The organism is Stenotrophomonas sp. PAMC25021 (genome assembly GCF_004795795.1).
In the GTDB taxonomy this organism is placed as follows: Bacteria; Pseudomonadota; Gammaproteobacteria; order Xanthomonadales; family Xanthomonadaceae; genus Stenotrophomonas; species Stenotrophomonas muris.
Window position 1 is genome coordinate 2,734,264 of the sequence record NZ_CP039255.1, and the last position, 19,032, is coordinate 2,753,295.

At 67.1% G+C, this 19,032-nt stretch carries 15 protein-coding genes; 12 read left to right on the top strand and 3 right to left on the bottom strand.

What is annotated here, in order from left to right:
* Positions 1-32 precede the first annotated feature (32 nt).
* Complete coding sequence (locus tag E5790_RS12890) at positions 33-2,129, top strand: prolyl oligopeptidase family serine peptidase (protein WP_049439991.1); 2,097 nt, start codon at positions 33-35, stop codon at positions 2,127-2,129.
* Between the two features lie 118 nt (positions 2,130-2,247).
* Here E5790_RS12890 and E5790_RS12895 read toward each other — a convergent pair whose 3' ends face one another.
* Complete coding sequence (locus E5790_RS12895) at positions 2,248-3,441, bottom strand: pyridoxal phosphate-dependent aminotransferase (RefSeq protein ID WP_111206413.1); 1,194 nt, start codon at positions 3,439-3,441, stop codon at positions 2,248-2,250.
* A 143-nt stretch (positions 3,442-3,584) separates the two neighbouring features.
* Here E5790_RS12895 and E5790_RS12900 point away from each other — a divergent pair, with 143 nt between their 5' ends.
* The 8 genes from E5790_RS12900 to hslU all read left to right on the top strand — a co-directional run bounded on the left by E5790_RS12900 (position 3,585) and on the right by hslU (position 11,076).
* A complete protein-coding gene (locus tag E5790_RS12900; protein WP_049406041.1) occupies positions 3,585-5,696 on the top strand; it encodes an oligopeptidase B in 2,112 nt (703 codons plus the stop codon).
* A gap of 54 nt (positions 5,697-5,750) precedes the next feature.
* On the top strand, positions 5,751-6,179 hold the full coding sequence (locus tag E5790_RS12905; RefSeq protein WP_014648466.1) for a YbaN family protein: 429 nt from the start codon (positions 5,751-5,753) through the stop codon (positions 6,177-6,179).
* Positions 6,180-6,261: 82 nt separating this feature from the next.
* On the top strand, positions 6,262-6,534 hold the full coding sequence (locus tag E5790_RS12910) for a lipoprotein (RefSeq protein ID WP_014648465.1): 273 nt from the start codon (positions 6,262-6,264) through the stop codon (positions 6,532-6,534).
* Positions 6,527-7,378, top strand: a complete 852-nt coding sequence (gene dapF / locus E5790_RS12915; protein ID WP_049439987.1) for a diaminopimelate epimerase — start codon at positions 6,527-6,529, stop codon at positions 7,376-7,378. The genes E5790_RS12910 and dapF overlap by 8 nt, the downstream gene beginning before the upstream one ends.
* On the top strand, positions 7,375-8,049 hold the full coding sequence (locus E5790_RS12920) for a DUF484 family protein (RefSeq protein WP_046432597.1): 675 nt from the start codon (positions 7,375-7,377) through the stop codon (positions 8,047-8,049). Before dapF ends, E5790_RS12920 begins: the two co-directional genes overlap by 4 nt.
* Before the next feature lie 16 nt (positions 8,050-8,065).
* Entirely contained in the window at positions 8,066-8,962 is an 897-nt protein-coding gene (gene xerC, locus E5790_RS12925) for a tyrosine recombinase XerC (RefSeq protein WP_046432594.1), read from the top strand.
* Positions 8,963-9,047: 85 nt separating this feature from the next.
* Positions 9,048-9,599 (top strand): ATP-dependent protease subunit HslV, encoded by a 552-nt coding sequence (gene hslV / locus E5790_RS12930; RefSeq protein WP_005411093.1) that lies wholly within the window; start codon positions 9,048-9,050, stop codon positions 9,597-9,599.
* A 103-nt stretch (positions 9,600-9,702) separates the two neighbouring features.
* Positions 9,703-11,076 carry an ATP-dependent protease ATPase subunit HslU gene (gene hslU, locus E5790_RS12935; protein ID WP_014648461.1) on the top strand — a complete coding sequence of 458 codons (1,374 nt, stop codon included), beginning with the start codon at positions 9,703-9,705 and terminating at the stop codon, positions 11,074-11,076.
* A 96-nt stretch (positions 11,077-11,172) separates the two neighbouring features.
* Here the strand turns inward: hslU and E5790_RS12940 are convergent, their stop codons facing one another.
* Both E5790_RS12940 and smeT read right to left on the bottom strand, forming a co-directional pair.
* Complete coding sequence (locus tag E5790_RS12940) at positions 11,173-12,165, bottom strand: Gfo/Idh/MocA family oxidoreductase (protein ID WP_049439983.1); 993 nt, start codon at positions 12,163-12,165, stop codon at positions 11,173-11,175.
* A 46-nt stretch (positions 12,166-12,211) separates the two neighbouring features.
* On the bottom strand, positions 12,212-12,871 hold the full coding sequence (gene smeT / locus E5790_RS12945; RefSeq protein WP_032961200.1) for an efflux transporter SmeDEF transcriptional repressor SmeT: 660 nt from the start codon (positions 12,869-12,871) through the stop codon (positions 12,212-12,214).
* A gap of 224 nt (positions 12,872-13,095) precedes the next feature.
* Between smeT and smeD the strand changes: the two genes are divergently transcribed.
* The 3 genes from smeD (at position 13,096) to smeF (ending at position 18,908) form a co-directional block, all read left to right on the top strand.
* A complete protein-coding gene (smeD, locus tag E5790_RS12950) occupies positions 13,096-14,280 on the top strand; it encodes a multidrug efflux RND transporter periplasmic adaptor subunit SmeD (protein WP_014648458.1) in 1,185 nt (394 codons plus the stop codon).
* A gap of 12 nt (positions 14,281-14,292) precedes the next feature.
* Positions 14,293-17,415 (top strand): multidrug efflux RND transporter permease subunit SmeE, encoded by a 3,123-nt coding sequence (gene smeE, locus E5790_RS12955; RefSeq protein ID WP_014648457.1) that lies wholly within the window; start codon positions 14,293-14,295, stop codon positions 17,413-17,415.
* Between the two features lie 92 nt (positions 17,416-17,507).
* Positions 17,508-18,908 (top strand): multidrug efflux RND transporter outer membrane subunit SmeF, encoded by a 1,401-nt coding sequence (gene smeF / locus E5790_RS12960; RefSeq protein ID WP_136191760.1) that lies wholly within the window; start codon positions 17,508-17,510, stop codon positions 18,906-18,908.
* Positions 18,909-19,032: the final 124 nt, after the last annotated feature.

The window sequence follows — 19,032 nt, forward strand, 5'->3', positions numbered from 1 at the left end:
CGTTCCCCGGCTTATGACTGCCTGGAGCTGCAATGTCACGACTCGCTTCCGCCTGCCTGCTGGCCGGCATGATGACCGCTGCCTCGGTGGGGACCGCCGTGGCCGCTGAAGACACCGATCGCTACGCCTGGCTGGAGGACGTCACCGGCGACAAGCCACTGTCCTGGGTCAAGGAACAGAATGCCAGGTCCGAGGCGCGCCTGGCGCAGACCCCGGCCTTCAAGCAGATGGAGACCAGCATCCGCGAGGTGCTCGACTCCGACGCCAAGATTCCCGGCGTGCAGAAGATCGGTGACTACTACTACAACTTCTGGAAGGACCAGCAGCACGAGCGCGGCCTGTGGCGCCGCACCACCCTGGCCGAGTACCGCAAGGCCTCGCCGCAGTGGGAGACCGTGCTCGACCTGGATGCACTGAACAAGGCCGAGGGCGAGAACTGGGTCTGGCACGGCGCCGACTGCCTGCGCCCGGATTACAGCCGCTGCCTGATCGCGCTGTCGCGCGGCGGCGCCGACGCCGACGTCACCCGTGAGTTCGACCTGGCCAACAAGACCTGGATCAAGGACGGCTTCTTCCGTCCGGAGTCGAAGGGCGGCCTCAACTGGGTCGATCGCGACACCGTGTTCGTCTACACCGACTTCGGTGCCGGCTCGATGACCACCTCCGGCTACCCGCGCGTGGCCAAGCTGTGGAAGCGCGGCACGCCGATGTCCTCGGCCACCGTGGTGTACGAAGGCAAGCCGGAGGACATGTACATCGCGGCGATGCACGATGACACCCCGGGCTTCGAACGCAACCTGGTCAGCCGCACCCTGGCGTTCTACAACAACGAGCTCTACCTGCGTGGCGACGACGGCACGCTGACCAAGATCGACGCGCCGAACTCGGCCGAGAAGGGGTTGCACAAGCAGTGGCTGACCCTGGAACTGCGCGATCCGTGGACCGTGGGCGGCAAGACCTACGCGTCCGGTTCGCTGCTGGCGACGAAGCTGGATGACTTCCTGGCCGGCAAGCGCGACTTCGACGTGCTGTTCACCCCGACCGCGACCACCTCGCTGGCCAGTGCCAGCTGGACCAAGAGCCACCTGGTGCTGAACGTGCTGGACGACGTCAAGAACCGCCTGTCGGTGCTGACCCCGGGTGCCGACGGCTGGCAGACCAGTCGCTTCGTCGGCGCCCCGGCCTTCGGCACGCTGGCCGTGGCTGCGGTGGACAGCAATGACAGCGACGCGGTGTGGCTGACCGCCACCGATTACCTGACGCCGACCACGCTGGCCCTGGCCGAGATCGGCCAGGCACCGGAAACGCTGAAGACCATGCCGGCCTTCTTCGATGCCAAGGGCAAGGTGATCGAGCAGCACTTCGCCACCAGCAAGGACGGCACCCGCGTGCCGTATTTCGTGGTGCACGACAGGGCGATGAAGCTCGATGGCTCCAACCCGACCCTGCTGTATGGCTACGGTGGTTTCGAGATCTCGCTGACCCCGAGCTATTCCGGTGGCATGGGCCGCGCCTGGCTGGAGAAGGGCGGCGTGTACGTGGTCGCCAACATCCGCGGCGGCGGCGAGTACGGCCCGCGCTGGCACCAGGCGGCGCTGAAGCAGAACCGTCACAAGGCCTATGAAGACATGGCCGCGGTGGCGCGGGACCTGGTCAAGCGCAAGATCACCAGCGCCAAGCACCTGGGCGTGCAGGGCGGCAGCAACGGTGGCCTGCTGACCGGCAACATGCTGACCCAGTACCCGGAGCTGTTCGGTGCGGTGGTGGTGCAGGTGCCGCTGCTGGACATGAAGCGCTACAGCCACCTGTTGGCCGGCGCCTCGTGGATGGCCGAGTACGGCAACCCGGACACCAGCGACTGGGAATTCATCAAGACCTTCTCGCCGTATCACCTGTTCAACGCGAAGAAGAACTACCCGCCGGTGCTGTTCACGACCTCCACCCGCGATGACCGCGTGCACCCGGGCCACGCCCGCAAGATGGCGGCGAAGATGATCGACGCCGGCAAGGACGTGACCTACTACGAGAACATCGAAGGGGGCCACGGCGGCGCAGCCAACAATGCACAGGCCGCGCATATGTCCGCGCTGGCCTACAGCTTCCTGTGGGAGCGGTTGGGCGGCAAGTAAGCAGAACGGAAAACGCCGCCCCAGGGCGGCGTTTTTCTTTACCGGTAGTGCCGGCCGCTGGCCGGCAACCGCATCATTCAGGCATTCCCGGCTTGCCGGCCAGCGGCCGGCACTACCCTCAACGTGATCCCTGCCAACGCTTCAACCCGCGCGCGATCCGCCCCACCGCCTCCTGCAACCGCGGTACTTGCTGGGTATACGCCAGCCGCACATGCTGGTTGGCGCGATGGAAGCCGAAATCCAGGCCCGGCGTGAACGCCACGTGCTCGGTTTCCAGGAAGTGCGCGCAGAACGCCTGCGCGTCGTCGGTGAACGCGCTGACATCGGCGTACAGGTAGAACGCGCCCTGCGGCTCGACTTCAATGCGGAAGCCGAGCTCACGCAACGCGGGCAGCAGGAAGTCGCGGCGTTGGCGGAACGCTTCCCGGCGCTGTTCGAAGATCGCCATCGATTCCTCGCTGAAGCAGGCGAGCGCGGCGTGCTGGGCGATGCTGGAGGCGCTGATGTACAGGTTCTGCGCCAGCTTTTCCAGGTCCGGTACCGCTGCAGGCGGTGCCACCAGCCAGCCCAGCCGCCAGCCGGTCATGCCGAAGTACTTGGAAAAGCTGTTCAGCACGAACGCGCTGTTGTCCACCTGCAGCACGCTGGGCGCATCCAGGCCGTAGGTCAGGCCGTGGTAGATCTCGTCCACCACCAGGTGGCCGCCCCGCGCGTGCAGGGCCTGCGACAGTGCCGCCAGTTCGTCGGCGGACAGCACGGTGCCGGTCGGATTGGCCGGTGAGGCGACCAGCGCGCCGACGCTGTCGTCATTCCAGTGCTGTTCCACCAGCGAAGGGGTCAGCTGGTAGGCGGTGTCCGGGCCGACCGGCACCAGCTGCGCGCCGCCCTCGACGAGGCGCAGGAAGTGGCGGTTGCAGGGGTAGCCGGGGTCGGCCAGCAGCCAGTGGCGGCCGGGATCGACCAGCAGGCTGCTGGCCAGCAGCAGCGCACCGGACCCACCCGGGGTCACCAGGATGCGTTCGGGATCGACATCCAGCCCATAGTGGCTGCGGTAGAAACCGCTGATCGCCTGGCGCAGCGCCGGCAGGCCGCGCGCGGCGGTGTAGCGGGTGTGGCCGGCGGCCAGTGCGGCCTGGCCGGCACGCACGACGGGTTCGGCGGTAGTGAAGTCCGGTTCGCCGATTTCCAGGTGGATCACATCGTGGCCTGCCTGTTCCAGCGCCTGCGCGCGGGCCAGCAGGGACATCACGTGGAACGGAGCGATTTCATGGCTGCGCCGGCTGTAGCCCGGCGTGTGGGGCGGGGTGCTCATGTGCCCATGGTACGCCGGCCGGCGCAACCCATGACGTTCCGCAGGGTTGCCGCATTACCGAGATTGGGGTCAGATCCCTTTTCGGGAAAAGGGATCTGACCCCGTCGAAGACCATTGCATTGATGCGCCAGGAGCCTTATCTCATGAAGTCCACCCTCTGCCTGTTGCTCGCCAGCCTGATGACCACGACTGCTACCGCCGCCACGCCGCCCGTTCCGCCGGATGCCGCCAAGCATCCGCACGTGGTCAAGGCGCCGTTCGGCGCGACCCGCAACGATGACTATTACTGGCTGCGCGACGACAAGCGCGAGAACAAGGACATGCTGGCCTACCTGCAGGCCGAGAATGCCTACGCCGACCAGCTGCTGGCACCGCTGAAGCCCCTGGAAGACACCCTGTACAAGGAGATCGTCGGCCGCATCAAGCAGGATGATTCCAGCGTGCCGGCGCGCGAGCGCGGCTACTGGTACTACAGCCGCTTCGAGACCGGCCAGGATTACCCCATCCACGCGCGCCGCAAGGGCAGCATGGAGGCGGCCGAGGAAATCCTGCTGGACGTCAACGCGATGGCCGCCGGCAAGGGCTACTTCAGCGTCGGCTCGATGGAAGTCAGCCAGGACAACCAGCTGCTGGCCTGGGCCGACGATGACGTCGGCCGCCGCCAGTACACGATCCGCTTCAAGGACCTGGCCACCGGCACGGTGCTGCCCGATGTGATCACCGGCAGCTCCGGCGACCTGGTCTGGGCCGACGACAACCGCACCGTGCTGTATGTCGAAAACGATCCGGAAACGCTGCTGACCGTGCGCGTGAAGAAGCACGTGCTGGGCACCCCGGCCAGCGCCGACACCGTCGTCTACGAAGAGAAGGACGACAGCTTCTACATGGGCATCGGCCGCACCCGCGACGATCGCTTCATCACCATCGGCGTGCACAGCACCGTGTCCTCGGAAGAGCGCTACGCGCCGGCCAGCGACCCGACCACCTTCACCGTGCTGGCGCCGCGCCAGCGCGATGTCGAGTACGACGCCGACCACCATGACGGCCGCTGGGTGATCCGCACCAACGACGGTGCGAAGAACTTCAAGCTGGTCACCGCGCCGACCGATGCCACCTCGCGCGCGCAATGGAAGGATTGGATCGCGCACGACGATGCGGTGTTCATCGAAGGCTTCGAACTGTTCGACACCTACACCGCCATCGCCGAACGGTCCGAGGGCCTGGAGCGCATCCGCCTGCTGTTCAAGGACGGGCGCAGCGACTACGTGAAGGCCGACGAGCCGGCCTATTCGATGGGCCTGGGCGACAACACCGAGGCCGATACGCCGTGGCTGCGCTACGTCTACACCTCGATGACCACCCCGACCACCGTGTTCGAGCTGAACACCGCCACCGGCGAGCGTCGCCAGCTGAAGGTGCAGCCGGTGATCGGCTATGACGCCTCGAAGTACGAGACCGACCGCGTCTGGATCACCGCGCGCGATGGCGTGAAGGTGCCGGTGTCGCTGGTCTACCGCAAGGGCTACCAGAAGGACGGCAAGGGCGCGCTGTTCCAGTACGCCTACGGCAGCTACGGCATGTCGATGGATCCGTACTTCAACCAGACCGCGGTCAGCCTGCTTGATCGTGGCGTGGTGTATGCCATCGCCCACATCCGTGGCGGCCAGGAGATGGGACGCGACTGGTACGAGAACGGCAAGCTGCTGCACAAGCAGAACACCTTCAACGACTTCATCGACGTCACCCGTGGCCTGGTAGCACAGGGCTGGGCGGCGAAGGATCGCGTGGCCGCGTCCGGTGGCAGCGCCGGCGGCCTGCTGATGGGCGCGGTGGCCAACCAGGCGCCGCAGGATTACCGGGTGATGGTGGCGCAGGTGCCGTTCGTCGACGTGGTCACCACCATGCTCGACCCGACCATTCCGTTGACCACCAACGAATACGACGAGTGGGGCAACCCGGAGCAGAAGCCGTATTACGACTACATGCTGTCCTACTCGCCCTATGACAACGTGAAGCAGCAGGCGTACCCGGCGCTGTACGTGGGTACCGGCCTGTGGGATTCGCAGGTGCAGTACTGGGAGCCCGCCAAATGGGTGGCCAAGCTGCGTGATGACAACACCGGCCACTACCCGATCCTGTTCCGCACCAACATGGAAGCTGGCCACGGCGGCAAGTCGGGGCGCTTCCAGCGCTACCGTGAACTGTCCGAGTCGTACGCGTTCGTGCTGCAGCAGCTGGGCATCGCCCAGCCGTAACGGCGAAGGGGCGCCGGGCGCTGCCTGGCACCCCGAACCGGTATCCTTGCGGCCATGAGCCAGCCCGAGCCATCTGCACCCCGCGATAGCGCCACGCCGCCGCGCGTGGTGCGTTTCCGCTGGGCATGGTGGCTGCTGGCGTACGTCAGCCTGGGCACCGGCATCGTCGGCATCTTCGTTCCGGGGCTGCCGACCACCGTATTCATCCTGATCTCGGCCTGGGCCGCCTCGCGCGGTTCGGAGCGCCTGCATACCTGGCTGCTGCAGCATCCGCGTTTCGGCCCGGCCATCGCCAACTGGCAGGCACACGGGGCGGTCAGCCGCTACGGCAAGTGGATGGCCACGATCACCATGGCGGTATGCGCCGGCATCATGCTGTGGTGCGTGCCGATCGCCTGGGTGAAGTGGTTCTCGATCGGCAGCATGACCGTGGTCGCAATCTGGCTGTGGACGCGGCCGCTGCCACCACCGCCCGCGGATTGAGCGCCGGCGGCAGTGCCGGCCGCTGGCCGGCCACCCGATTCCCTGCACCAACCGCTCAGCCGCCAATGGCTATACTCGGGGCATGAAGATCCCCCATCGAAACGCCATCCTGATTCCGCTGGCAGCGGCCTCGCTGCTGCTCCTCGCCGCCTGCGGCAACAAGGGCCCGCTGGTACTGCCGCAGAAGCCGGTGCCGGTGGAAGAAACCGTCGAACCCGCTGCCGAGCCCGCCACCGAGGCGACCGCGCCGCAGACCCAGGGCAGCGGCACCCCGGCCACGACCGTGGAGCCGGCCGCACCGGCCACCCAGCCGGCGCCAACGCCCGCGAAGAAGGCGGGCAGCGGGAATGAGTAAGGCCGGTTCCAGGGCCCTGCGTTTCAGCAAGATGCATGGCGCGGGCAATGATTTCGTAGTGATCGACCTGCGTGACGGCACCGCACCGCCCACGCCCGAGCTGGCCGCGCGCCTGGCCGACCGCCACACCGGCGTTGGCTGCGACCAGATCCTGACCATCGAGGCACCGCGTGCGGACGGTTCGGTGGCCTCGTACCGCATCTGGAATGCCGACGGCTCCAATTCCGAGCAGTGCGGCAACGGCGCGCGCTGCATCGCCGCCTGGCTGGTGCGCGAGGGCAGTGCGCAGGGCGGTGCATTCGTCATCGACAGCCCGCTGGCCAGCCATGAAGTGAAGGTGCTGGGCGAAGGGCAGTTTGCGGTGACGATGGGCGTGCCCGCCTTCGAGCCGGCCAACGTGCCGCTGATGGGCTTTGCGCACGCGCGCGAGGAATACCTGCTGCCGCTGCAGGGCGAGAGCGTACGCTTCGCCGCGGTGTCGATGGGCAACCCGCATGCGGTGATCGAAGTGGGCCTGGTCGATGCTGCACCGGTCGAGCGCGTCGGTGCGCTGCTGCAGCAGCATGCGTCGTTCCCGCGCTCGGTGAACGTGGGCTTCGCCCAGGTGATGAGCCCGGCCCACGCCCGCCTGCGCGTGTTCGAGCGCGGTGTCGGCGAGACCCTGGCCTGCGGCAGTGGTGCCTGTGCCGCCGCGGTGACCCTGATGCAGCGCGGTCGCCTGCAGCGCGATGCCCGCATCAGCCTGCCCGGTGGCGACCTGCGCATCCAGTGGCCGGGCGATGGCCAGCCGGTGGTGATGGCGGGCCCGACCGCATTCGTCTTCGAAGGGGAGTGGATCGCATGACCGAAACCGTCGACAAGCTCGGGGCCCATGAAGTCGCTGCCTGGTTGCGGCGTCATCCCGGCTTCCTCAAGCAGTTCCCGGACCTGGCCCTGACCCTGGTGGTGCCGCGTGACGACGGCCCGACCGCGTCGCTGGCCAGCTACCAGCTGGAAGTGCTGCGCGAGAAGAACCGCGAGCTGGCACGACGGTTGGCCGATCTGGGCGCGACCGCCCAGGTCAATGAGCGCCTGGCGGTGCGCACGCACCAGCTGACCCTGGCGCTGATGAAGCAGGACAACGCGGCTGACACCCTGCGCGCGATGGCCGCCTCGCTGCAGGAAGACTTCGCCGGCGACCTGGTGCGGCTGGTGGTGCACACGCCAGTGGCCGGGCTGGAACAGGCCGACTGGCTGCGGGTGATTGCCGCGGATGATCCGCAGCTGGGCCCGTTCCGCGATTGCCTGAACGATGGCGAGCCGATCTGCGGCCGCCTGCAGCCGGAAAAGAATGCCGTGCTGTACGGCGTGCGCAGCGAGGAAGTGCAGACCACCGCGCTGCTGCCGCTACCGGGCGTGGGCCTGATCGCGGTCGGCAGCCACGACCCGAACCGCTTCTACCCGGGCATGGGGACGTTGTTCCTGCGCATGATGGGCGACGCGCTGGTCACTGGCCTGAAGCGCTTCCCGGGCTGAGCAGGTTGCGACGACGATGAGCGCGGTACAGGCCTTCCTGCAGCACCTGCAGGTGGAGCGGCGGATGTCGGCGCATACGCTCGACGCCTACCGCCGCGACCTGGACGCGCTGTCGGCCTGGGCCGAGCCGCGTGGCGTGGCGGTGGAGGCACTGGATGCCGAGGCCGTGCGCCAGTTCGTTGCCGACGAGCACCGGCGTGGCCTGTCGGCCAAGAGCCTGCAGCGCCGCCTGTCGGCCTGCCGAAGCTTCTATGCCTGGCTGCTCAAGCACGGGCGTATCGAGGTCAGCCCGGCAGCGACGCTGAAGGCACCGCGCGCACCGCGCCGGTTGCCACAGGTCCTCGACGCCGATGAGGCGGTGCAGCTGGTCGAGCTGGAGCCGGAGGGTGAGCTCGGCCGCCGTGACCGCGCGTTGCTGGAACTGTTCTATTCCTCTGGCCTGCGCCTGAGCGAAGTCTGCGCGCTGACCTGGCGCGATCTGGATTTCGACAGCGGGTTGGTGAACGTGCTGGGCAAGGGCAACCGCCAGCGCCGGGTGCCGTTCGGCCGGCCCGCGCGCGAAGCCCTGCAGGCGTGGCGCACGGAAAGTGGGGGCGGCCCGGCCTCGCCGGTGTTCCCCGGCCGCAACGGGCCGATCAGCCAGCGTGCAGTGCAGATCCGCATCCGCCAGCTGGCGCAGCGCCAGGGCCTGTTCAAGCACGTGCACCCGCACATGCTGCGGCACAGTTTCGCCAGCCACATCCTGGAATCGTCCGGCGACCTGCGCGGTGTGCAGGAGCTGCTGGGCCACGCCGACATCGCCACCACGCAGATCTATACCCACCTCGATTTCCAGCACCTGGCCAAGGTCTACGACGCCGCGCATCCGCGCGCGAAGCGTCGACGCAGCAACGAGGGCAGCGGAGAAAGCTGAACGTTGCCCCTGCGGCAGCCGGTCGCGGGTGGCTTGAAGGGCGCAGCGCAGTCCCCACCTCTGGTTCTGTCACCCCGGAGGCATCATGGACCCCAGTCAGAACCCCAACGTTTTCCACGCCACCACCATCGTCTGCGTCCGTCGCGGCGAGCACGTGGCCATTGCCGGCGACGGCCAGGTCACGCTGGGCCACACCGTGATGAAGGGCAACGCGCGCAAGGTGCGCCGCCTCGGCCGTGATGGCCAGGTGCTGGCCGGCTTCGCCGGTGCCGCCGCCGATGCCTTCACCTTGTTCGAGCTGTTCGAGGCCAAGCTGGAAAAGCATGGCCAGCTGCAGCGTGCTGCGGTCGAACTGGCCAAGGATTGGCGCACCGAGCGCCGCCTCGGCAAGCTGGAAGCCCTGTTGGCGGTGGCCGACAAGGAAACCTCGCTGATCATCAGCGGCACCGGCGATGTGATCGAGCCGGAGGACGGCATCATCGCCATCGGCTCGGGTGGCTCGTATGCACTGTCGGCCGCACGCGCCTTGATGGCGCACACCGAACTGGATGCGCGCACCATCGCCAGCGAAGCGATCGGCATCGCCGGCGACATCTGCATCTACACCAACCGCAACGTGGTGGTCGAGGAGCTGTGAGGGTAGCGTCGGCCGCTGGCCGGCAACCTCATGATCCCCCGCACGCGTGCCTGGTTGCCGGCCAGCGGCCGGCACTACCGACAAAGAATCCGTGAGCACATCCATGTCGAAGATCGAAGTTTCCTCCGCCACCATGACCCCGCGCGAGATCGTGCAGGAACTGGACCGGCACATCGTCGGCCAGCACGACGCCAAGCGCGCCGTGGCCATCGCCCTGCGCAACCGCTGGCGCCGCATGCAGCTGGTGCCCGAGCTGCGCAATGAAGTGATGCCGAAGAACATCCTGATGATCGGCCCGACCGGCGTCGGCAAGACCGAGATCGCGCGCCGCCTGGCCACGCTGGCCAACGCACCGTTCGTGAAGGTCGAAGCCACCCGCTTCACCGAAGTCGGCTACGTCGGCAAGGACGTCGAGCAGATCATCCGCGACCTGGCCGATACCGCGGTCAAGCTCTATCGCGAACAGGCCAAGGTGCGCGTACGCACCCAGGCCGAAGAGCGTGCCGAAGACCGCATCCTGGATGCGCTGCTGCCGCGCCGCAGCGGTGGCATCGGCTTCGATCCGGAAGTCGCCCGCAACGAGCCGTCGGCGCAGGACAACGAGACCCGCATCAAGTTCCGCAAGATGCTGCGCAACGGTGAGCTGGACGAGCGCGAGATCGAACTCGACTTGGCCGCCAACGTCAGCATGGACATCATGACCCCGCCGGGCATGGAGGAAATGGGCCAGCAGCTGAAGTCGATGTTCGCCAACCTCGGCGGCGGCGCCAAGGCGCACAAGCGCACGCTGACCATCAAGGCCGCGCGCCCGCTGCTGATCGAGGAAGAAGCGGGCAAGCTGGTCAACGAGGACGACATCCGCACCGCCGCGATCGAGGCCTGCGAGCAGCACGGCATCGTCTTCATCGACGAGATCGACAAGGTCGCCAAGCGTGGCGACAACGTGGGTGGTGGTGACGTGTCGCGCGAAGGCGTGCAGCGCGACCTGCTGCCGCTGGTGGAAGGCTCCAACGTGTCCACCAAGTACGGCACGATCAAGACCGACCACATCCTGTTCATCGCGTCGGGCGCGTTCCATCTGGCCAAGCCCAGCGACCTGATTCCGGAGCTGCAGGGCCGCTTCCCGATCCGCGTGGAGCTGGGTGCGCTGAGCAAGAACGATTTCGTGCGCATCCTGACCGAACCGAAGGCCGCGCTGACCAAGCAGTACGAAGCACTGCTGGCCACCGAAGGCGTCAAGGTCAGCTTCACTGCCGATGCCATTGATCGTCTGGCCGAGATCGCTTTCCAGGTGAACGAACGCCAGGAAAACATCGGCGCGCGTCGCCTGCATACGGTGCTGGAGCGCCTGCTGGATTCGCTCAGCTACGAGGCACCGGACCGCGACGGCGAAACCCTGGCCATCGACAGCGCCTACGTGGACAAGCACCTGGGTGAACTGGTGCAGGACCCGGACCTGAGCCGCTACATCCTGTAATGCCCGGTGGGGTCGGATCCCTCGCCGTGGCGAGGGCGCTGACCCCGCCCACTGCAGCAGAAAAGGCCGCCGCAAGGCGGCCTTTTTCCTGTGCGGTCAGTGCGATTGCCGGGTGCGGTAGTCCCGCAGCACCTGGTCGATCACTGCACTGGTGCGGGCGGCGCTGATGCCGTTCGAGGGCGAGTGCCCGTTGCCGCGCAGTTCGTCCACGAGGGAGGCGATCAACGGCTGCTGGATCGACGACGGGTTCGGGATGTCGAAGGCCTGCACGCCCGCTTCGGTTTCCAGCTCCACCGGAACGTCCTCGAAGGTGGCAAAGCGCAGCTGGCCACGGTCGCCGGTGATCTCGATCTGATCCTGGCGGCGGAACGCGCAGAAGCTCCATTGCGCGATGCCGTGCGTCCCCGTCCCGGTGCGGAAGCACATCGAGACGCTGTCCTCGGCGGCGTAGGCGCCGGTCAACGAGCTGGCCAGGCCACGCACATCGCTCAGCGGCCCCAGCAGATGGTCGAGCAGGTCCAGGGTATGCGAGCCCAGGTCGACGAACAGCCCGCCGCCGGCGATCGCGGGGTTGGTCCGCCAGAAGTCAGGCGATGCGGCATCCACTGAATGCGGCCGGTGCAGGGTGGCGCGCACGCCGCGCACTGTGCCGATCGCGCCGTCGTCCAGCAGCTGCTTCACCTGTGCGAAGCGGGGCAGGGCACGGCGGTAGTAGGCCACGAACACGGGCACGCCGCTGCGGGCGCTGGCCGCGATGATGCGCTGGCACTCGTCGTGGTCCATGGCCATCGGCTTTTCGATGTAGACCGGCTTGCCCGCAGCAATCGCCTGCAATGCGTAGTGCATGTGCGTGGAGGGCGGTGTTGCAACGTAGACCGCGTTCACCTCCGGATCGGCGATGAGTGCATCGGCGTCCGCGTACCAGCGCGGAATCGCGTGGCGGCGTGCATAGTCTTCGGCCAATGCGGCATTGCGGCGCATGACCGCCACTACCCGTGAGCCCGGCGTGTTGGCCAGGGCTGGCCCGCTCTTCTTCTCGGTGACGCTGCCACACCCGATGAAGCCCCACACCACGTTGTCCAGGATCATCGATCTGCCCTTGCAGGGGGTGCCGCAGTGATGGGAGCAGCCTCGTTCACGCCTCGGGCAGCGGCTCGGGGACGGTGCCGGGAACGAACACACCATCCTTCACGTAGGCGGCCAGGGTCATGTCCAGCGCGAGCATGCCATCGCGCTTGAGGTCCATCAGTTCCGGTTCGACCATCGCGCCGTGCAGCACGCCCAGCACGGTGGCGTGCAGCATGCGCGCGGCGATTTTCGGGTCGGCGCCTTCGCGCAGCTGGCCCAGATCGCGGGCGCGGCGCAGGGCACGCTCCATCCGGTCCAGCGCATCGCGGAATCCGGCCTGCTGCATTTCGGTCAGCACCCTGGTGTCCGCCGACGCATCGCTGCGCAGCATGATCTCCATGGTCTTGCGCAGGCGCTCGTCCTCGGACAGCTCGATGAACGAGTGGATCATCACCGCGCGCAGGTCGTGCACCGGGGTGTCGCGCTGGTCGGTGGAGGTGCGCTCCAGTTCCTGCATGAAGGGCAGGTGCACGCGCTCGACGATGGCGGCCAGCACCTCGCTCTTGTTCTTGAAGTGCCAGTAGACCGCGCCACGGGTGTAGCCGGCGCGGGCACCGATCATCTCCAGCGTGGTACGGGCCACGCCGTGTTCATGGAAGCAGGCTTCGGCGGCGTCAAGGATGCCTTCCCGGGTTGCCTGGGTGTCCTCTTTGGTCTTGCGGGCCATGGGTGTGGGTACGAGTGCGGGTGAAACGTGGCTGAATTGTACCGGTTTACAAACAAACAAGCATGTATGTATATTTCGCACCCATCATTCCCGTCGTGTGCGTGGCAGGCCGGTCTGGCGCCCACTCCACCCGGGTGGGCGCGATCTGCGGGCTTTCACCGGAAGGGGAACGTCCATCGATATCAGCTCCCTCTGAGATTCCTTCCTCCAAGAGCCTTTCCGTCATGTTGCTGAGCCGAATCCGACCCTTTGCACTGTCGCTGGCAATCGCCGCGACCGTGGCTGCCTGCGGCGGCCAACCCCAGGCCCCCGAGCAGGGCCCGGGTGACGTCACCGTGGTCACGCTGAAGTCCGAGACCGTGGGCCTGACCCGCGAACTGCCGGGCCGTACCAATGCCTTCCTGGTCGCCGAAGTGCGCCCGCAGGTCAATGGCATCGTGGCCAAGCGCCTGTTTACCGAGGGCGGCATGGTCAAGGCCGGCGAGCCGCTGTACCAGCTCGACGATGCCAGCTACCGGGCCCAGGCCAACAACGCCCGCGCCCAGCTGGCCCGCGCCGAAGCCACCGCCAATGCCGCGCGCCTGAGTGCCAAGCGCATCACCGAGCTGGCCAAGGTCGATGCGGTCAGCCAGCAGGACCTGGAGAACGCCGTCGCCGCGCAGAAGCAGGCCGAGGCCGACGTCGGTGCCGCCAAGGCCTCGCTGGATGCGGCCAACGTCACCCTGGGCTACGCCCGCATCACCGCGCCGATCAGCGGCCGCATCGGCAAGTCCAGCGTCACCCAGGGTGCGCTGGTCAGCGCCGGCCAGGCCAACGCACTGGCCACCGTGCAGCAGCTGGACCCGATCTATGTCGACCTGACCCAGTCCTCGGCCGAGCTGCTGCAGCTGCGCCGCGAACTGGCCGCCGGCCGCCTGCAGGACAACCAGACCCTGCCGGTCAGCATCCTGATGGAAGACGGCAGCACCTTCGAGCACAAGGGCACGCTGGAGTTCTCCGAAGTCAGCGTCGATCCGACCACCGGCAGCTTCGGCCTGCGCGTGAAGGTGGACAACCCGGACGGCCTGCTGATGCCGGGCATGTACGTGCGTGCGGTGATCGGCGGCGGCGTGCGCAGCGACGCGGTGCTGGTGCCGATGCAGGGCATCGCGCGCGATCCGAAGGGCGACACCACCGCGATGGTGGTCGGCAAGGACAACAAGGTCGAAGTGCGCCCGGTCAAGGTCAGCCGCACGGTCGGCGACAAGTGGCTGGTCGAGGACGGCCTGAAGGCCGGTGACAAGGTCATCGTCGAAGGCCTGCAGAAGATCGGCCCCGGCATGCCGGTCAAGGCCACCGAGAAGGGCGACGCACCGGCCAAGCCGGCGGCAGCCGCCCAGCCTGCCGCCCCGGCCGGCGACGCGAAGTAAGCGGAGAACCCCATGGCACGCTTTTTCATCGATCGACCCATCTTTGCGTGGGTGATCGCCATCATCATCATGCTCGCCGGCGGCCTGGCGCTGTTCAAGCTGCCGGTCTCGATGTACCCCAACGTCGCACCGCCGGCGGTGGAAATCAGTGCCACCTACCCGGGTGCATCGGCCAAGGTGGTCGAGGACTCGGTGACGCAGATCATCGAGCAGAACATGAAGGGCCTTGATGGCCTGATCTACTTCTCCTCCAACAGCTCGTCCAACGGCCAGGCCACCATCACCCTGACCTTCGAGAGCGGCACCAACCCGGATATCGCCCAGGTGCAGGTGCAGAACAAGCTGCAGCTGGCCATGCCGCTGCTGCCGCAGGAAGTGCAGCGGCAGGGCATCAACGTGGCCAAGTCCAGCTCGGGCTTCCTGAACGTCATCGCGTTCGTGTCCGAGAACGGCAGCATGGACGCCAACGACATCGCCGACTACGTCGGTTCCAATGTCGTCGACCGCCTGAGCCGCGTGCCGGGCGTGGGCAACATCCAGGTGTTCGGTGGCAAGTACGCCATGCGCATCTGGCTGGACCCGAACAAGCTGCATACCTATGGCCTGTCGGTGCCGGAAGTGACCGCCGCGATCAAGGCGCAGAACGCCCAGGTGGCGATCGGCCAGCTCGGCGGTGCGCCGTCGGTGAAGGGCCAGCAGCTCAACGCCACCATCAACGCGCAGTCGCGCCTGCAGACCCCGGAACAGTTCCGAAACATCATCGTGCGCGGTGCGCAGGACGGTGCCGAGCTGCGCCTGGGTGATGTCGCCCGCGTCGAGCTGGGTGCCGAGTCCTACGACTTCGTCACCCGCTACAACGGCCAGCCGGCCAGTGGCCTGGCGGTCACCCTGGCCACCGGCGCCAACGCGCTGGATACCGCGGCCGGTGTGGATGCCGCGCTGGAAGACATGAAGGGCTTCTTCCCGGCCGGCCTGAAGGCCGAGATCCCGTACGACACCACCCCGTTCGTGCGCGTGTCGATCAAGGGCGTGGTGCAGACCCTGATCGAAGCGATCGTGCTGGTGTTCGTGGTGATGTACCTGTTCCTGCAGAACTTCCGCGCCACCCTGATCCCGACCATCGCCGTGCCGGTGGTGCTGCTGGGTACCTTCGGCGTGCTGGCGATGCTGGGCTTCTCGGTGAACATGCTGACCATGTTCGCGATGGTGCTGGCGATCGGCCTGCTGGTGGACGATGCCATCGTGGTGGTGGAGAACGTCGAGCGCATCATGTCCGAGGAAGGGCTGTCGCCGCTCGAAGCGACCCGCAAGTCGATGGGCCAGATCACCGGTGCGCTGGTGGGTATCGGCCTGGTGCTGTCGGCGGTGTTCGTGCCGATGGCCTTCATGAGCGGCTCCACCGGCGTGATCTATCGGCAGTTCTCGGCCACGATTGTCTCTGCGATGGCGTTGTCGGTGCTGGTGGCGATCGTGCTGACCCCGGCACTGTGCGCGACCATGCTCAAGCCGCTGAAGAAGGGTGAGCACCACGTCGCCCACCGTGGCCTGGCCGGTCGCTTCTTCAATGGCTTCAACCGTGGCTTCGACCGCACCAGCGAAAGCTACCAGCGCGGCGTGCGCGGCATCATCCACCGTCCGTGGCGCTTCATGGGCATCGTGGCGGCGCTGTTCGTGCTGATGGGCGTGCTGTTCGTGCGCCTGCCCAGCTCGTTCCTGCCCAATGAAGACCAGGGCGTGCTGATGGCGCTGGTGCAGGCGCCGGTCGGTGCCACCCAGGAACGCACGCTGGAATCGATCGCGGCACTGGAAAACCACTTCCTGCAGAACGAGAAGGATGCGGTGGACTCGGTGTTCTCCGTGCAGGGCTTCAGCTTCGCCGGCATGGGCCAGAACGCGGGCATGGCGTTCGTCAAGCTGAAGGACTGGAGCGAGCGTGACGCCGACAATGGCGTGATGCCGATCACCGGCCGTGCGATGGCGGCCCTGGGCCAGATCAAGGATGCCTTCATCTTCGCCTTCCCGCCGCCGGCCATTCCGGAGCTGGGGACCGCCTCGGGCTACACCTTCTTCCTGAAGGACAACAGCGGCCAGGGCCACGAGGCACTGGTGGCCGCGCGCAACCAGCTGCTCGGCCTGGCCGCAGGCAGCAAGAAGCTGGCCAACGTACGCCCGAACGGCCAGGAAGACACGCCGCAGTTCCGCATCGACATCGACGCGGCCAAGGCGACCTCGCTGGGACTGTCGATCGATCAGATCAACGGCACGCTGGCCGCGGCGTGGGGCAGCTCGTACATCGATGACTTCGTCGATCGTGGCCGCGTCAAGCGCGTGTTCGTGCAGGCCGACCAGGCGTTCCGCATGGTGCCGGAGGACTTCGATCTCTGGTCCGTGAAGAACGACAAGGGTGAGATGGTGCCGTTCAGCGCCTTCGCTACCAAGCACTGGGATTACGGTTCGCCGCGCCTGGAACGCTACAACGGTGTGTCGGCAATGGAAATCCAGGGCGAACCGGCCCCGGGTGTCGCCTCCGGTGATGCCATGGCCGAGATCGAACAGCTGGCCAAGCAGCTGCCGGCGGGTTTCGGCATCGAATGGACGGCGATGTCCTACCAGGAACGCCAGGCCGGCTCGCAGACGCCGCTGCTGTACACGCTGTCGCTGATGATCGTGTTCCTGTGCCTGGCCGCGATGTATGAAAGCTGGAGCGTACCGACCGCGGTGCTGCTGGCGGCCCCGCTGGGTATCCTCGGCGCGGTGCTGGCCAACACCTTCAAGGGCCTGGAGCGCGACATCTACTTCCAGGTGGCGATGCTGACCACGGTGGGCCTGACCAGCAAGAACGCGATCCTGATCGTCGAGTTCGCCAAGGAAAACCTGGAAAAGGGCGCCAGCCTGATCGAGTCGATCATGCACGCCGTGCGCGACCGCCTGCGCCCGATCGTGATGACCTCGCTGGCCTTCGGCATGGGCGTGGTACCGCTGGCGATCTCCACCGGCGCCGGCTCCGGCGCCAAGCAGGCGATCGGCACCGGCGTGCTCGGCGGCATGATCGTCGGCACCGTGCTCGGCGTGTTCTTCGTGCCGCTGTTCTTCGTGGTGGTGCAGCGCGTGTTCAAGCGCAGATCCACGACGTGACCTGTAGCGGTCATGCCGGCCTCAGGCTGGCGTTATCGAAACGGTAGTGCCGGCCGCTGGCCGGCACTGCCTCCTGCCATCCGGCAGTACCGATGGAAGTGATCCCCATGAAAAGTGCATCCCTGTTCCTCTCCATTGCCGCCACGCTCGCGCTGGCCGGCTGCTCCACCCTGGCGCCGAAGAACACCGCCGTCGCTCCGGCAATTCCTGCGCAGTGGCCGGCCGAGGCCGCGCAGGGCGAGGTGGCCGATGTCGCCGCCGTCGGCTGGCGCGATTTCTTCACCGATGCGCGCCTGCAGCAGGTGATCGAGCAGTCGCTGCAGAACAACCGCGACCTGCGCGTGGCCGTGCTCAATGTCGAGCGCGCGCGTGGCCAGTACCGCGTGCAGCGCGCCGATCGCGTGCCCGGCGTGGCCGTGACCGGCCAGATGGACCGCCGTGGTACCGATGCCGGTGTCACCGAGCAGTTCAGCGCGGGCGTGGGTGTGGCCGAGTTCGAGCTGGACCTGTTCGGTCGCGTGCGCAACCTCAGCGAGGCGGCGCTGCAGCAGTACTTCGCCGTGGCTGCCAACCGCCGCAACGCGCAGCTGAGCCTGGTGGCCGAGACCGCCACCGCGTGGCTGACCTATGGGGCTGATGCGCAGCGGCTGAAGATCGCCGATGCCACGCTGAAGACCTACGAGGATTCGCTGCGCCTGGCCGAGGCCCGCCACGAACGCGGCGGCAGTTCGGCGCTGGAGCTGACCCAGACCCGTACCCTGGTCGAGACCGCACGCACCGATGCCGCGCGCCTGCGCGGCCAGCTGGCCCAGGACCGCAACGCACTGGCGCTGCTGGCCGGTGGCCAGCTCGATCCGGCACTGCTGCCGGACAGCATCGAACCGCAGCTGCTGGCGCTGGCCCCGCCGCCGGCCGGCCTGCCCAGCGACGTGCTGCTGCAGCGCCCGGACATCATGGCCGCCGAACACCAGCTGCTGGCCGCCAATGCCAACATCGGTGCGGCACGCGCAGCGTTCTTCCCGAGCATCTCGCTGACCGGCAGCATCGGCAGCGGCTCCAGCGAACTGTCCAACCTGTTCGACAGCGGCACCCGTGTGTGGAGCTTCCTGCCGAAGATCACCCTGCCGATCTTCCAGGGCGGCAAGCTGCGCGCCAACCTGGCCATCGCCAACGCGGATCGTGATATCGCACTGGCGCAGTACGAGAAGTCGATCCAGGTGGGATTCCGCGAAACGGCCGATGCGCTGGCGTTGAATGTCAGCCTGGATGAGCAGGTGAGTTCACAGCAGCGCCTGGTGGAAGCGGCCGAACAGGCCAATCGCCTGTCGCAGGCACGCTACGACGCGGGGCTGGACAGCTTTGTCACCCTGCTTGACGCGCGGCGTACCGCCTACAACGCGCAGCAGACCCAGCTGGAGGCGCAGCTGGCGCAGCAGGCCAACCGCATCACCCTGTACAAGGTGCTGGGCGGCGGCTGGCACGAGCGCGGGTAAGCAATGCTTCTGGTAGGTGCCAACCTTGGTTGGCACGGATGCGTCAGCGCAGGCGGCTGGCCCTGTGCCAACCAAGGTTGGCACCTACCTGGAGATCGAGGGTAGTGCCGGCCGTTGGCCGGCA

What these genes read in the sequence shown, in the direction of transcription:
- E5790_RS12920 (WP_046432597.1), top strand. Translation starts at nt 7,375, where the DNA reads ATGACCGAAACCGTCGACAAGCTCGGGGCCCATGAAGTCGCTGCCTGG.
- hslU (WP_014648461.1), top strand. Translation starts at nt 9,703, where the DNA reads ATGTCGAAGATCGAAGTTTCCTCCGCCACCATGACCCCGCGCGAGATC.
- E5790_RS12895 (WP_111206413.1), bottom strand. Translation starts at nt 3,441, where the DNA reads ATGAGCACCCCGCCCCACACGCCGGGCTACAGCCGGCGCAGCCATGAA.
- E5790_RS12890 (WP_049439991.1), top strand. Translation starts at nt 33, where the DNA reads ATGTCACGACTCGCTTCCGCCTGCCTGCTGGCCGGCATGATGACCGCT.
- dapF (WP_049439987.1), top strand. Translation starts at nt 6,527, where the DNA reads ATGAGTAAGGCCGGTTCCAGGGCCCTGCGTTTCAGCAAGATGCATGGC.
- smeT (WP_032961200.1), bottom strand. Translation starts at nt 12,871, where the DNA reads ATGGCCCGCAAGACCAAAGAGGACACCCAGGCAACCCGGGAAGGCATC.
- E5790_RS12905 (WP_014648466.1), top strand. Translation starts at nt 5,751, where the DNA reads ATGAGCCAGCCCGAGCCATCTGCACCCCGCGATAGCGCCACGCCGCCG.
- smeD (WP_014648458.1), top strand. Translation starts at nt 13,096, where the DNA reads ATGTTGCTGAGCCGAATCCGACCCTTTGCACTGTCGCTGGCAATCGCC.
- hslV (WP_005411093.1), top strand. Translation starts at nt 9,048, where the DNA reads ATGGACCCCAGTCAGAACCCCAACGTTTTCCACGCCACCACCATCGTC.
- E5790_RS12910 (WP_014648465.1), top strand. Translation starts at nt 6,262, where the DNA reads ATGAAGATCCCCCATCGAAACGCCATCCTGATTCCGCTGGCAGCGGCC.
- smeF (WP_136191760.1), top strand. Translation starts at nt 17,508, where the DNA reads ATGGAAGTGATCCCCATGAAAAGTGCATCCCTGTTCCTCTCCATTGCC.
- E5790_RS12940 (WP_049439983.1), bottom strand. Translation starts at nt 12,165, where the DNA reads ATGATCCTGGACAACGTGGTGTGGGGCTTCATCGGGTGTGGCAGCGTC.
- smeE (WP_014648457.1), top strand. Translation starts at nt 14,293, where the DNA reads ATGGCACGCTTTTTCATCGATCGACCCATCTTTGCGTGGGTGATCGCC.
- xerC (WP_046432594.1), top strand. Translation starts at nt 8,066, where the DNA reads ATGAGCGCGGTACAGGCCTTCCTGCAGCACCTGCAGGTGGAGCGGCGG.
- E5790_RS12900 (WP_049406041.1), top strand. Translation starts at nt 3,585, where the DNA reads ATGAAGTCCACCCTCTGCCTGTTGCTCGCCAGCCTGATGACCACGACT.